13 protein-coding genes are annotated in these 14514 nt (G+C 39.4%); 8 read left to right on the forward strand and 5 right to left on the reverse strand.

What is annotated here, in order from left to right; translation table 11 throughout:
* Nucleotides 1-67: 67 nt before the first annotated feature.
* The 5 genes from GD597_RS05965 to GD597_RS05985 form a co-directional block, all read right to left on the reverse strand.
* On the reverse strand, nt 68-1003 hold the full coding sequence (locus GD597_RS05965; protein WP_171606919.1) for a geranylgeranylglycerol-phosphate geranylgeranyltransferase: 936 nt from the start codon (nt 1001-1003) through the stop codon (nt 68-70).
* A 57-nt stretch (nt 1004-1060) separates the two neighbouring features.
* A complete protein-coding gene (locus GD597_RS05970) occupies nt 1061-1582 on the reverse strand; it encodes a KdsC family phosphatase (protein WP_171606920.1) in 522 nt (173 codons plus the stop codon).
* A 46-nt stretch (nt 1583-1628) separates the two neighbouring features.
* Nucleotides 1629-1868, reverse strand: coding sequence for a Fe-S cluster assembly protein IscX (gene iscX, locus GD597_RS05975; RefSeq protein ID WP_171606921.1), 240 nt, complete (start codon nt 1866-1868; stop codon nt 1629-1631).
* A gap of 60 nt (nt 1869-1928) precedes the next feature.
* A complete protein-coding gene (locus GD597_RS05980; protein WP_171606922.1) occupies nt 1929-2264 on the reverse strand; it encodes a 2Fe-2S iron-sulfur cluster-binding protein in 336 nt (111 codons plus the stop codon).
* A gap of 209 nt (nt 2265-2473) precedes the next feature.
* Complete coding sequence (locus GD597_RS05985) at nt 2474-3253, reverse strand: Rossmann-like and DUF2520 domain-containing protein (protein WP_394353234.1); 780 nt, start codon at nt 3251-3253, stop codon at nt 2474-2476.
* An 11-nt stretch (nt 3254-3264) separates the two neighbouring features.
* Here GD597_RS05985 and GD597_RS05990 point away from each other — a divergent pair, with 11 nt between their 5' ends.
* The 8 genes from GD597_RS05990 to GD597_RS06025 all read left to right on the forward strand — a co-directional run bounded on the left by GD597_RS05990 (nt 3265) and on the right by GD597_RS06025 (nt 14514).
* Nucleotides 3265-4128, forward strand: a complete 864-nt coding sequence (locus tag GD597_RS05990; protein ID WP_171606924.1) for an alpha/beta hydrolase — start codon at nt 3265-3267, stop codon at nt 4126-4128.
* Nucleotides 4129-4502: 374 nt separating this feature from the next.
* Nucleotides 4503-7121: a type I DNA topoisomerase gene (topA, locus tag GD597_RS05995; protein ID WP_171606925.1), complete on the forward strand. Its 2619-nt coding sequence runs from the start codon at nt 4503-4505 to the stop codon at nt 7119-7121.
* Between the two features lie 326 nt (nt 7122-7447).
* A complete protein-coding gene (locus GD597_RS06000; RefSeq protein ID WP_171606926.1) occupies nt 7448-8326 on the forward strand; it encodes a transglutaminase-like domain-containing protein in 879 nt (292 codons plus the stop codon).
* An 83-nt stretch (nt 8327-8409) separates the two neighbouring features.
* Nucleotides 8410-9204: a 5'/3'-nucleotidase SurE gene (surE, locus tag GD597_RS06005; RefSeq protein ID WP_171606927.1), complete on the forward strand. Its 795-nt coding sequence runs from the start codon at nt 8410-8412 to the stop codon at nt 9202-9204.
* Complete coding sequence (locus GD597_RS06010; protein ID WP_171606928.1) at nt 9201-9491, forward strand: hypothetical protein; 291 nt, start codon at nt 9201-9203, stop codon at nt 9489-9491. Before surE ends, GD597_RS06010 begins: the two co-directional genes overlap by 4 nt.
* Nucleotides 9492-9722: 231 nt before the next feature.
* Nucleotides 9723-10706 (forward strand): 6-phosphofructokinase, encoded by a 984-nt coding sequence (gene pfkA / locus GD597_RS06015; RefSeq protein WP_171606929.1) that lies wholly within the window; start codon nt 9723-9725, stop codon nt 10704-10706.
* A gap of 55 nt (nt 10707-10761) precedes the next feature.
* Nucleotides 10762-12255 carry a pyruvate kinase gene (gene pyk / locus GD597_RS06020; RefSeq protein ID WP_171606930.1) on the forward strand — a complete coding sequence of 498 codons (1494 nt, stop codon included), beginning with the start codon at nt 10762-10764 and terminating at the stop codon, nt 12253-12255.
* A gap of 378 nt (nt 12256-12633) precedes the next feature.
* Nucleotides 12634-14514: a CocE/NonD family hydrolase gene (locus tag GD597_RS06025; protein ID WP_171606931.1), complete on the forward strand. Its 1881-nt coding sequence runs from the start codon at nt 12634-12636 to the stop codon at nt 14512-14514.

The following is a 14514-nucleotide window of genomic DNA, read 5'->3' on the forward strand; positions in this document are numbered from 1 at the left end:
GTACAAGTGTGCGACGCAAGAGGTGCTGCCATAGAAATATTCAGTCGGGCTACAAACCTTAAATAGATTAGGCATATATTCTGAAAAAAATCATCGAGCAAATGCCTGCCAGCATTACCAGTTTTATGGCAGTGCTAATAGTGTGATAATCTGCACTGGTGCTGGCTTTTAGCAGTTTATTAAAAATCCAGATTAGGGGTATAAATATAAGTAGCATGGTATAGCTAACACTGTACCACCAGGTTAATCTTAATGCATACACCTGCACCACGAGTAGTACACCGGCCAATACAACAATCCATACCGCTACAAATATTTTGGTAGCATTTATACCCCATACTATAGGCATGGTTTTGCAGCCATATTTCCTATCGCCTTCTATGTCTTCCATATCTTTTATTACTTCCCTTATTAACGAAATAATAAAAGCAAAACCGGCAAATAAAAAGGTTTCTCTTAGTATTTTATCTGCTCGTAAACCAATATCTGTTTTTATCAGGTGGTTATACTCGCACCAGGCCACAACCAATATAGTCCAGGCCGTTAAAATGGATATGGTAATATTACCAATTAGCAGTTTCTTTTTAAGGGAAGCAGAATAAATAAACAATAATAAAACGCAGGCGGTGTTGGAAAAGCCCAGTAACCAAATGCGGCTGGTATAATCAACATAAAAACCCATGGCTATTCCTGAAACACTTAAAATAATATGCCAAATAATGGTCCAGCGGCGGCGGATGATTTTTGCCACCACCATTTTGTCGGGTTTATTTACCTGGTCTATGTTTAAATCGAAATAATCGTTTATTATATAGCCGGCAGCTGCAATAAGCACACTGGAAATAACAATAAGTAAAAAGTTTATGCCCCGTACATTGGGCATTACTGTACTACTTTGATACACCGGATATAGTATACAATACACAAACAATATTTGTGTAAGTGCTATAAACACCAGGTTTGGCCAACGCACCAGTCTAAAAAATGCAGTAATAAGTTTCAAAAAAATTACAATTGTATAAGCAAAGTAAAAGGTAAACTTTGGGTTTGAAACAGAAATTTATTGGGCTTTGATGGTGGCATCCGTATTCCAGTCGCCCCTAAGTTTTAAAACTTTTTCAATTATATCCCGGCCACAACCTTCGCCACCTTTTATTGGGGAAATATATTTGGATATCAGTTTTATTTCTATGGCTGCATCTGCCGGGCAGCAGGGAAGACCAACAATGCCCATGACTTCAATGTCGGGTATGTCGTCTCCCATAAAGAGTATTTCTGTTTTTTGCAGGTTATGCTCCTGCATTAATTGAAGTAACAGCTGCTTTTTATTTTCTACCTGCATAAACACGCTGGAAATGCCCAGTTTGTTTAACCGTTCCTGTACTTCGGGGCTGTTGCCGCCAGAAATTACAATTACATGATAGCCTTTTTTTACCGCCAGTTGAAGCGCATAACCATCTTTGATATTCATGCGGCGGCACATGCCACCACCGGGCAATAACAATAAAGTACCATCGGTAAGTACACCGTCTACATCAAAAACAAAGGTATTTACCGTTTTAAAATGTTCGAGTACATTCATTGATTGCTGCTTAAATGTTCAAAATGTGGATGTGGGGAAGAAAATACTATTTCTGGTTATCCCTCCACTCATAAACCCAGCTACTTTGTATCATTTCCAGATGACCTTCAGTGCTTTGCTCACGGGTGCCTTCAAAATTGGGTATTTCTAAAATCCATTCTAAAAGATCGGTGAAGCGGATGCGGTAGATTTTACCTTCATTGAATTCGGCTCCAAAGCGTTCATAGAGCTTCATGGCTATGTCTTCGTGGTCGTTCCAGGTAATGGGTGGTTCAAATGTTGCCATTGAGATTGGTTTACTAAGATTTTGCGGTTATTGAAATATAATTCTTGAAAATTCGGAAAATTATTCCCCTAAAAACTGCGATTGATCAGGTACCGTAATGGCAATTTCACCATCTCCATCCTGTAATACACACTGGCAGCCTAAGCGGGAGTTGATACGCGGATTTACCGCCCTGTCTATAAAATCCTCTTCCCTGTCAGAGAGTTCCTCCAAAAAATCCATGCCATCCTGAATATAAACATGGCAGGTACTGCATGCGCATACTGCTCCGCAATTATGGTGTAATTCAATATCGTTTTTTAATAAAACTTCTAAGATTGAATTGTCTGGCTCAATGTTCGTTAATGTAACCGGCGCTAATCCCTTCTGTTCAAAATTTACCTTTATGGTATACATAGCTGTTTACTTTGAGGCGCAAAACTAGGGTAATTGAATAGTTTATCGGTTACCATATTAGTAACTGTTGCTAAATTTCTGAAAATAATATTAGCTAACGTTTGTTTGTATGGAAAAATAATATTTATTTTGATTTGCGATTGGTTGCTTGCTCATAACAAGTCCCCATCAGGTTAACTGGTGGGGATTTTTGTTTCCAGTTAACACTTTTATTTGGCATAATAGGTTTGAATACTCTTTGTTAATTGCGCATACAGGCCGGCTAAAGCAGGGTAGGTTGCTAATACTGCCAGGTGTTTTTCAATAGTACTATTGTCATTTCTAATAGCGGGGCCTGTTTGCATTTGTGCCGGCTGGCTATAGCTAAGCCGGTTTGCCACTTCCTGAATAAGGGGTAACAATAACCCAAAATTGATTTTTTCAGCCGCACAGTAATCTGCCGTAAGTGTATATAAGTGATTGGTAAAATTGGATACTATAACTGCGGCTATATGTAATTGCAGTCGTTCCTGATTGCCGGCTACAGATACATTGGCAGATAAGCTTTTAGCAAAATTGCGGATGGTTCCCACAACAGTCTCATCGTTACCTGCTATTAATAGAGGTATTTCTGGTATAAAATTATTTTCCTTTCTCAGGCTTTGTAAAGGATACAATACCCCATAGCCACTACCTGATGCAGATAAAACCTGCATAGGAACCGCCCCCGACGTATGTACAACTATTCCCTTATTAATGTTCAATTTTTCAGCAATCGTAGCTATGGCACTATCGGCAACTGCCATTATATACATATCTGCATCAGTGCTTATTTGGGTAATATCATTTTTGGCAATGGCATTAACTTCCCCAGCCAGGGTACTGGCATGTGTTATATCCCTGCTTATGATTTCGGTTATAGTATGCCCTGCATGTTTTATTAATTTAGCCAATACGGTGGCAACATTACCCGATCCAATGATTACTACATTCATATCTTTGGTATTCACCAGTTAATTATATGGAACTTACACTATCCGCAAGAATTATTCTTAAATATTATAAAACGAAGTTACAGCTTCTGGAAAAACTGTCTCCCGAAAAGGCTGCCGCAGCTGCATTGCAATTGTTTTTTACACCCTTTGCCAATCAGCGTAAGCTGGAAAGACCCGCCATTTTTCATAAAGCAGAAAAACTATCTTTTGTTTTTGAAGGCAATACTATTAAAGGTTTTAGATGGCAATCACCAACACCAAATGCACCAGTTATATTGGTATGCCATGGTATGAATAGCTGCAGCTACCGGTTTGAGAAATATATACAGCTACTAGCGCAATATCATTTTACCATTTTGGCGTTTGATGCACCAGCACACGGACAAAGCGAAGGCAATATTTTAAATGCCGTTGTGTATGCAGATATGATATTACAAATTGAAAACACCTATGGCCCTATCCATGGCATTATTGCTCATTCTGTTGCCGGTTTAGCCACTTCCTTTGCGGCAGAGCAATGGAACCAAACAAATAAGAAAATTGTATTAATTGCACCTGCCACAGAAACTGTTACCGCAATCGATAATTTTTTTATCATGCTTCATCTAAAACCTTCATTCAGGGTGCTATTTGACGAAACGGTAAAAAAGCAAAGAGGCCATTTACCAACCTGGTATTCAGCAGCAAGGGCTATTCAGCAAACCAATGCAAAAACCTTGTGGATACATGATGAGCACGATAAAATTTGCCCTTATAAAGATGCATTGGCCGTTAAAAATATGCAATTACCACATGTTAATTTTATTACCACCCGCAAACTTGGCCACAATAAAATATACAGAGATGCCACTGTACAACATACCATCATGGAGTTTTTATTGGCGCCATAAATGTGCATGCAATTACTGTACCCAGCCAAAAATCTATATGCAGCATCCGTTGCGTCGCACTCTTGTGCCGCAGTAATACTATGCAGCTATACCATTAAACAACCCGCTGGCAGCCTGTAAACATGGGGCCAATTGTATAGCTTTATTAAAAATCTCCTCTAAAATTAATTATGGGCTAAACCGAGTTTTTTTTGATTTTTAAATGATTGGATTAATATTGCATGGTTAGAGCGGGGATGCACATGCTGTTTTTTATGCTCAATTTCACATCATTTGTATGCCTGCCCATCATAGTTCCGAAAGCTGAAGAGTGCGACGCAAGCGGCGTTGCACAGTAATACTAAAGCCCGGCTAAAACATTATAAAAACACAGAATGGCGAAGAATTTACTTATAGTAGAGTCACCGGCAAAAGCAAAAACCATTGAAAAAATTCTTGGTAGCAATTTTACCGTGCGCAGTTGCTATGGTCATATCCGCGACCTGGAGAAGGATGAAATGGGTATTGATGTGAATAATAATTATTTGCCGCGTTATAAAGTGCCTGATGACAAACAGAAAGTGGTAACAGAGCTTAAACAGCTAAAAAAGTCATCACAGGAGGTTTGGCTGGCAACGGATGAGGACCGTGAAGGGGAAGCTATTAGCTGGCATTTATGCGAAGTGCTGGGTTTAGACCCGGAAACCACCAAACGTATTGTGTTTCATGAAATTACAAAGCCGGCTATTTTGGCTGCTGTTAATAAACCACGTACGGTAAACATGAACCTGGTAAATGCACAACAAGCCAGGCGTGTGGTAGATCGTATTGTGGGTTTTGAGTTGAGTCCGGTACTTTGGCGCAAAATGAGTATGGGTAATTCGCTTAGTGCCGGTAGGGTACAAAGCGTGGCTGTACGTTTAATTGCTGAACGCGAAAGGGAAATAAATGGTTTTGCAACTGTAAGCAGTTTTAAAATTGAAGCCACTTTTGAGGCGCTTGATATACAAGGTAAACAGGTACAGTTTAAAGCAGAAGCAGCCAGGCAAAACACCGCCACAGATGCAGAAGCGTTTCTAAAAAGCTGTATTGGTGCCAATTATACCGTAAAAGATGTGCAGGTTAAACCGGCACGTAAATCTCCGGCAGCGCCTTTTACTACTTCTACCCTGCAACAGGAAGCCAGTCGCAAACTGGGTTATGGCGTAAGCAAAACCATGTTGCTGGCGCAGAAATTATACGAAAGCGGTTATATTACCTATATGCGTACGGATAGCGTAAACTTAAGTGATACCGCTACCGAAGCCGTAAAAGAACAAATTGCCAGCCAGTTTGGTAATAAATATATACAGGTAAGAAAATACAAAAACAAAAACGAAAGTGCGCAGGAAGCACACGAAGCCATCAGGCCTACCTATATGCAAAATCAAAGTATTGAAGATGCGGATGGCAGGCGCCTGTATGATTTGATTTGGAAAAGAACCATGGCTTCGCAAATGGCGGATGCTGAACTGGAAAAAACTACTGCCCGCATAAATGTATCTACCAATAAGGCAGAATTAACCGCACAGGGTGAAGTATTAAAATTCGACGGGTTTTTGAAAGTGTACATGGAAGATAAGGATGAAGAAGAAATTGCCGACGATGAAAGTGCTGAAGGCGTATTGCCACCATTGCGTGCAGGTCAGCAATTAAACTTTAAGGAAATGAAGGCCATGGAGCGCTTTAGCCGCCCTGCGCCAAGGTTTACCGAAGCATCATTGGTTAAAAAACTGGAAGAACTGGGTATTGGTCGTCCGTCTACCTATGCACCAACCATATCTACTATTTTAAAACGCAACTATGTAGAAAAGCGGGATAAAGAAGGTATAAAAAGAGATGTACGTGTATTAACCTTACAGGGGAATAACATTACAAAAGCAATGCACCAGGAAAATACAGGCGCTGAAAAATCTAAACTGTTTCCAACCGATTTAGGGTTGGTGGTAACAGATTTTTTAAACCAGCACTTTCTGGATGTGATGGATTATAGTTTCACCGCTAAAATTGAAGGTGAATTTGACGAAATTGCCAATGGTAAAACCAGCTGGACAAAAATGGTGGATGGCTTTTATAAACCCTTTAAAAAAGAAGTTGATAATACACTGGAACATGCTGAGCGCATAAGTGGGGAAAGGGTTTTGGGTACAGATGCAGCAACCGGTAAAAAAATTGTTGCCCGTATGGGGCGTTTTGGCCCAATGGTGCAAATTGGCAATAGCACAGATGAAGAGAAGCCAAAATATGCTAAACTAAAATCTACTCAAAGTATTGAAACCATTACCATGGACGAAGCCATGGAATTATTTAGATTGCCTTTGCAGTTGGGCGAATACCAATCTAAAGAGTTATCCGTAAATGCGGGCCGGTTTGGACCTTATGTAAAATGGGGCGATGATTTTGTATCACTGCCAAAAGGGGAGGACCCTTTAACCGTAGATATGGACAGGGCTATTGAATTAATTGGCCTTAAGCAAACAGCCGATGCTCCAATAGCCGTATACGAAGGTAAGCCGGTAACAAAAGGCAAGGGCCGGTTTGGTCCGTTTATAAAGTGGAACGATATGTATATCAATATTCCACGGGCCTACAATTTTGATATTTTAACACAAAAAGATTGTGCCGCATTAATTGAGGCCAAACTGGAAAAAGAGAGCAACCGCTATATTCAACAATGGCCCGAAGAAAAAATATCTATTGAAAATGGCCGTTGGGGTCCGTTTATAAAATTTGGCAAGAAAATGCTGAAAGTGGTAGGTCGCAAAGAAGATAATGCCAAGTTTAGTGCCGATGATCTTGCAGTAATTGCTTTGGATGATGTAAAGAAAATGATTGAAATTCAGGTGCCCGATGCCTTTGTAAAAAAAGCAGCCAAAAAAGCACCGGCCCCAAAAAAAGCAGCTACTAAAAAAGCTGCACCTAAAAAGGCCGCTGCAAAAAAAGCGGCGCCCAAAAAAGCAGCTGCAAAAAAATAAATATTATAGTTCATTATGCCTGCTGAAAAGCGGGCATTTTTTTTGAGTAGCCGGCAGTAGGTTGTTATGGCATCGGCACTTGCCACGCTCGGTTTAAGGTTCTGTTTTCATGGCAGCAGTAAATACATACGCGTAGCCGCCATATATTTCTACAGTACAAGAGTGCGACGCAACGGATGCTGCACATAGTAGGTAAGTTTGGCTAATAACTATTGGGCTATAGGTAAAACGCTGCATTGTAAAAGGCTTTAAATAATCCACAAACCTTAATAAGTTCCTTATGGAAGTGTTACAAAACTTTCTTTAGTTTACAAATCAAACTTACTATGGAAGAAAACCGGGAAATATCAGCATTGCTAACCCTGATTGATGATCCGGATGAAGAGGTTTTTACCACTGTTTCAGAACGTATTATTCATTATGGATCGGGTATTATTCCCAACCTGGAAAATTTATGGGAAAATACTCCGGATAATGAAATACAGGAAAGAATTGAAATGATCATTCACCGCGTACATTTTACCGGATTGGTACAGGATTTTACGCAATGGAGAGATAGTGCCTATCACGACCTTTTGTTTGGGGCTTTACTGGTAGCCAAATACCAATATCCCGATCTTCAAACCGCACCTGTAATTTATGAGATAGATAGAATGAAACGCAATATATGGCTGGAGTTGAATACTTATCTTACGCCATTAGAACAAGCCAATGTTTTAAACAGCATTTTGTATAATTATTATAATTTAAAAGGCACCGAAATTGCCTACAACAATGCAGATGATTTTTTTATTCATAAAGTAGTGCAGGGTAAAAAGGGCAACTCAATTTCAAATGGTATTTTATATATGATATTGGCAGAACTGCTGGATTTGCCTGTAAGGGCCGTTAATATTCCACGCCAGTTTGTTCTAGGTTATTTTAATAGTGAATTTGATGTGGAAAATGCAACTTTATTAGAACAGGCACAATCCGGTATTGACTTTTTTGTAGATGCCTCTAATGGCAATCCTTTTACCTGGCAGGATGTGGAAGGATATTTAAAGCGTGTGTCTATAACGCCAATGCCAGGGTATTTTAAACCGCTCTCAAAAAAAAGAATTATACAACAGTTATTGGAGGAGTTATCTCAGTGCTTTGATACCCCCGGCCAGCAATATAAAAAAGCTGAACTATTGCAATTAGCTGCCTTGCTGGACGCATAATTCTATGGTGTTTGGAGTGAAAGTTTCGTAAAGATTTCTTACAGGTCGCCGCTGAAAAATCTAAAATCAGCTATCTTGCATCAATGGCCAAAAAAACTACAAAAAAAGAAAAGCCCGTAATTTTAATCACCAACGATGATGGTGTTACCGCCCCTGGCATAAAAGCTTTGGTGGAAGCTGTAGCACACTTAGGTAAAATTGTGGTAGTGGCACCAGATAAACCTCAAAGTGGAATGGGGCATGCTATTACTATTGGTCATCCGTTACGTATGCATGCGGTGCATTTATTTGATGGGGTGGAAGCATACCAATGCAGTGGAACACCGGTTGATTGTGTAAAGCTGGCGGTAGATAAAGTGCTGCACCGTAAGCCGGACATTTGTTTAAGTGGCATTAACCATGGTGCCAATCACAGTATCAACGTAATTTATAGCGGTACTATGAGTGCGGCATTGGAAGCTGCTATTGAAAGTATACCTAGCATTGGTTTTAGTTTGCTGGATTATAGTATTGAAGCTGATTTTACCGGGGCCAAGCAATATGCCGCTATTTTGGTAGAGCACTTATTAAAAAAGAAATACGATAAACATCTTTGCCTGAATGTAAATATTCCCGCAATAAAGGCTGAGTTGATAAAGGGCATTAAAGTTTGTAAACAGGCTTATGCCAAGTATGAAGAAAAATTTGAGGAGCGTAAAGACCCGCACGGCAAACAATATTATTGGTTAACCGGTGATTTTGTAAATTTTGATACATCAAAAGATACGGATGAATGGGCATTAAAGCACAATTATGTAAGTGTGGTGCCGGTTCAGTTTGATCTTACCAATTATGCGCTAAGGCAAAAATTAATTTCACCTTTAACTAAATTGTCTTGAAAAAAAACAGTTTCCCTTTGGGAGTGATTATTGGACTGATTTGTCCGTTAATAGGCATCGTAATTTTCTATTTTCTAAAAGCAAGTGGAACCCCTTTCGATTATTTTCTGCAGGTAATGTGGCAGAGCAAACCATTACTTACTGCGGCCGTAAGCTTTTCGCTTTTTATAAATGCAGTTGTATTTACAATTACGGTAAACAAGGGTATTGACAAAACGGCAAAAGGTGTTTTTTTGGTTACTCTTTTAATTACCATACCTGCCATTATATATAAATTATTTTTTTAGGCAGATCACCGATATTTGAACAGAAAGCGTTCAAATTTTGATAAAAATGAGTATTTTTTTGTTTGTAAAGCATTAAAAATCACTCTCATTTCATATCTAAAAATTTAACATACTTGTAGTTTACAATCAAATCCTTATTTTCGCGACTTCATTTTGAAGAGAGATGGTATTTTGAACGATTTGCCTGCCTTAGTAGAAATTTTTTAATGAAATAATCTTTATTTTGATACAATGTCAAAAAAAGTTACAAAAATCGGAGTATTAACCTCCGGTGGAGATTCGCCGGGTATGAATGCTGCAATCCGTGCAGTAGTAAGAACAGCTATATATCATGGTATTGATGTATTTGGTGTGTCAAGAGGATATAATGGTATGATTGAGGATGAAATTGAGCAAATGAATTCCCGTTCGGTAGCCAATATTATTCAGCGCGGTGGAACAATACTTAAAACAGCCAGAAGCAAAGAGTTTTTTACTGAAGAAGGCCGTAAAAAAGCATACGAAAACCTTAGAAAAAGAGGGATTGACGGATTAGTGGTTATTGGAGGTAATGGTAGCTTTACAGGTGCATATAAATTAAGTCAGGAATTTGGTATTCCCTGCGTAGGCTTACCAGCTACCATCGACAAAGATTTATACGGTACAGATTTTACTATTGGTTTTGACACAGCCGTTAATACAGCGGTAAGTTGTATAGATAGAATCAGAGATACAGCCGATGCACATGACCGTTTATTTATTGTAGAAGTAATGGGGCGCCATGCAGGATATATAGCTTTACATAGCGGTATTGCAACAGGTGCAGAAAATATTCTTATCCCCGAGGATGAAACTTCTTTGGATGAAGTAATTGCCTCACTTTCTGAAAAAGAGAAACGTAAAAAGCTGGTAAACCTGGTGGTTGTGGCCGAAGGGCATAGCTCTGGCGGTGCAAATGGTGTTGCCGAAATACTAAAAAGTCATTTACCAAATCTGGATACCAGGGTTACTATTTTAGGGCATATTCAAAGAGGTGGCTCTCCCACCTGTTTAGACAGGCTTATCGCCAGTCGTATGGGTTATCACGCTGTAGAAAGTTTAATTGAAGGCCGTCATGATGTAATGATTGGTATATTTCAAAACACAATTAACTTTACCCCTATAGAAGTGGCTATTCGCGAAAAACAAAGAATGAGTGATGACTGGATGAGGATTGTGAAAATTCTTGCCAGCTAATTTGTATTACACAAGCCATTTAATTGGCCGATAATAAAACTACGAGGGAAACCATATGTCACAGAATTTATCAAAATACCTGCATAAAGAAATGGATAAAGAAGCAGGTATCAACCATTCTTATCACCGCACAAAAATCGTTGCCACGGTTGGCCCTGCATGTGATACTTATGACAAATTATTAGAACTTGTTCGTGCTGGGGTAAATGTATTTCGCTTAAATTTTTCTCACGGTACACATGAAGATAAAGCACGGATTATTGAATATATAAGGGAAATCAATGTAAAAGAACCTTATAATATTGCTATTCTGGCCGATTTGCAGGGCCCTAAATTAAGGGTGGGCGAAATTGAAAATGGCTCAATGGAAATTGTGCCAGGCGATATCCTCACATTTACCTGCAAGGAAAAAGTAATTGGCAATAAGGAAAGAATTTATTTGTCTTACCCCAATTTACATTCCGATGTAAAGCCAGGTGATAAGATTATGATTGATGACGGTAAACTGGAAGTGGTGGTTACCGAAATTACTGCCGGTGAAGATGTGAAAGTTCAGGTTACTTATGGCGGTACTCTATATCCTAAAAAGGGATTGAATCTGCCAGATACTGCAATTTCATTACCTGCACTTACCGAGAAAGATCTTATAGATCTTGAATTTATCATTAAACAAAATGTAGAGTGGATTGCCTTATCATTTGTGCGTAAGGCTGAAGATATTATAGACCTTAAAAGAAGACTTTCTGAAGCAAAAAGCAGCAGTAAAGTAATTGCCAAAATCGAAATGCCTTCTGCACTGGTAGATTTGCGCAATATCGTAATCCAGTCAGATGCTGTTATGGTGGCTCGTGGCGATTTGGGTGTAGAATTACCTCCTGAAAAAATCCCCATGGCGCAGCGCGAAATCATACGCAAAGCCATTCACCGTGCAAAGCCTGTAATTGTGGCTACGCAAATGATGGAAAGTATGATTGACCGCATTAAACCTAACCGTAGCGAGATTACCGATGTGGCCAATGCCGTACTGGAAGGTGCTGACGCAGTAATGTTAAGTGGTGAAACGGCTACTGGTAATCATCCGGCGCTGGTGGTACAAACCATGCGCAAGATTATTATGGAAGTGGAAAAAACCGAATACCGGTATAACCGCGAAGGCGACTTAAAACCGCAACCAAAATCTCCATCTTTTCTTAGCGATGCAGTTTGTTATAACGCCTGTAAAATTGCCGAAGATGTTAGCGCCGATGCTTTAATTGGTATGACACAAAGCGGATATACTGCCTTTATTTTAAGTAGTTATCGACCATACTCTCCGTTATACATTTTTACCAAAGTAAAATCTCTGGTAAACCAGTTAAGTTTAAGCTGGGGTGTAAGGGCTTTTTATTACGATGAAGAAGTAAGTTTGGATGATATAATCACCGATCAGATTAATATTTTAAAAGAACGTGGTTTTGTAAAACCGGGCGATATGATTGTAAATACAGGCAGTACGCCAATCCAATTGCACCTGCCCACCAACATGATAAAAATTACAAAAGTTGATTAAAATATAAGCCCCCGAATTATCGGGGGTTTTTTATTAAAATTATTGTGGAGCCGGGCAATGGATTTTTATAGCAGCTTTACTTGCGTCGCACTCTTGTGCCGCAAAACATCAGGCAGCAAAATACAGGTTCTTCATAAATTATTTTATCATGCCCAATAGCGTGTAAAGCGTTGAAGTGTGCGACGCAACCAGGCTAAATAGCATTGCTTCTGCCCACGCAATAATAATTTTATTTATAAATATATTGGCCGCCAACTATACTTTAACACCTGCTGCACCTGCTAATAAATTTGTATGTCAGCACAAGAAAAGATACATATTTGCGCTTAAGATTGGCCAAAAAAATTGCACCTTTAACACTCAAAATAAAATACTGCCATGAGAATATTAAATGCCCTTGTATGTGTATTAATTTCAACAGCAGGCATTGCTCAAAATGCTGATTCAGTTTGGATAAAGGCCAACTATACCAAAACAGAGTACCAAATTCCCATGCGGGATGGTGCAAAACTTTTTACCTCGGTATATGCACCAATAGATACGGTGCAAAAGCACCCTGTTTTATTAACCAGAACGCCTTATTCCTGTGCACCCTATGGCAATGATTGGAATAGTTACTGGTACTCTTACATGAAAGCATATTTTAAAGAGGGTTATATAATTGTAAAACAGGATGTACGTGGCCGCTGGATGAGCGAAGGCGATTTTATGGATGTTCGTCCTTTTAATGCCAATAAAAAATCAAATACAGATATTGATGAAGCCAGCGATACTTACGATGCTATTGACTGGATGGTAAAAAATGTACCTGGCAATAATGGTAAAGTAGGTGTATTTGGTATTTCTTATCCCGGTTTTTATTCAACCATGGCAGCAGCAAGTAATCATCCGGCATTAAAAGCGGTTAGTCCACAGGCACCGGTTACCAATTGGTTTATTGGCGATGATTTTCACCACAATGGTGTGTTTTTTCAAATGGATGCATTTTCCTTTTACTCATCCTTTGGAAAGCCCAGGCCAAAGCCTACCACTGTTGGTTCACCTGGGTTTGATTTTAACTCACATGATAACTATAAATTCTATTTAGATGCAGGTTCATTATCTAAATTAACGAGTTATATGGGCGATAGTATTGCTTTTTGGAAAGACCTGATGTCCCACCCCAATTATGATGCATTTTGGAAGGCCCGTGATGCACGCAATGCCACCAAAAACCTGCAGCCTGCCATGTTATGGGTGGGTGGCCTATTTGATGCGGAAGATTGTTGGGGGGCTTTTAATGCGTATAAGGCGGCTGAGCAAAACAATCCGGGTAAAGCATTTAATAAACTGGTGGAAGGTCCGTGGTATCATGGGCAATGGGCCAGTAATGATGGTACGCATTTGGGCAACATCCAATTTGGAAGCAATACCAGCGAATGGTATCAACAGCATATAGAAATTCCTTTCTTTAACTATTTTCTGTTGGGTAAAGGCGATATAAACCAGATAGCTGAAGCAAACGTATTTATTTCCGGTGCCAATGAATGGAAAACGTTTACCCAGTGGCCACCAGCACAGAAGGAAGATAAAACAATGTATTTGCAGGCAAATGGTAAACTAGGTTGGGCTAAACCAACAGCTACAAATAGTTTTTCGGGGTATAACAGCGATCCTTCACATCCTGTTCCCTATACAGAAGATGTACATTTTAACCGCACCAGAACTTATATGACCGATGACCAGCGTTTTGCCACCCGCCGCCCGGATGTAGTTTCTTTTCAAACTGAAATTTTAGATAAGGATATAACGGTAGCTGGAAATGTAGTAGCTGATTTGGTAGCGGGTATTTCTACCACCGATGCAGATTTTGTTGTAAAAATTATTGATGTTTTTCCTGATGATGCCGGGTATAACGATGTTGATATTTATGCAGAAGAAGATGCGCCCTGTAATTACCCCATGGCTGGATATGAAATGCTGGTGAGAGGCGAAATTTTTAGGGGCAGGTTTAGAAAAAGCTACGAAAATCCAACCGCTTTTACACCAGACAAACCAGAGCAGGTTAAATTTGAATTGCCTTCTATAGCACATACTTTTAAAAAGGGGCATAGAATAATGGTGCAGGTACAAAGCAGCTGGTTTCCGCTGGCAGACCGCAACCCACAGCAGTTTATTGATATTTACCATTGCAGCCCGGCCGATTTTATAAAAAGCGATATAAAAATTTATCATAGCACTACCCAGTTTTCAAAAATTATATTACCTATTTTACAATAA

It is taken from the genome of Limnovirga soli (assembly GCF_013106755.1).
In the GTDB taxonomy this organism is placed as follows: domain Bacteria; phylum Bacteroidota; class Bacteroidia; order Chitinophagales; family Chitinophagaceae; genus Limnovirga; species Limnovirga soli.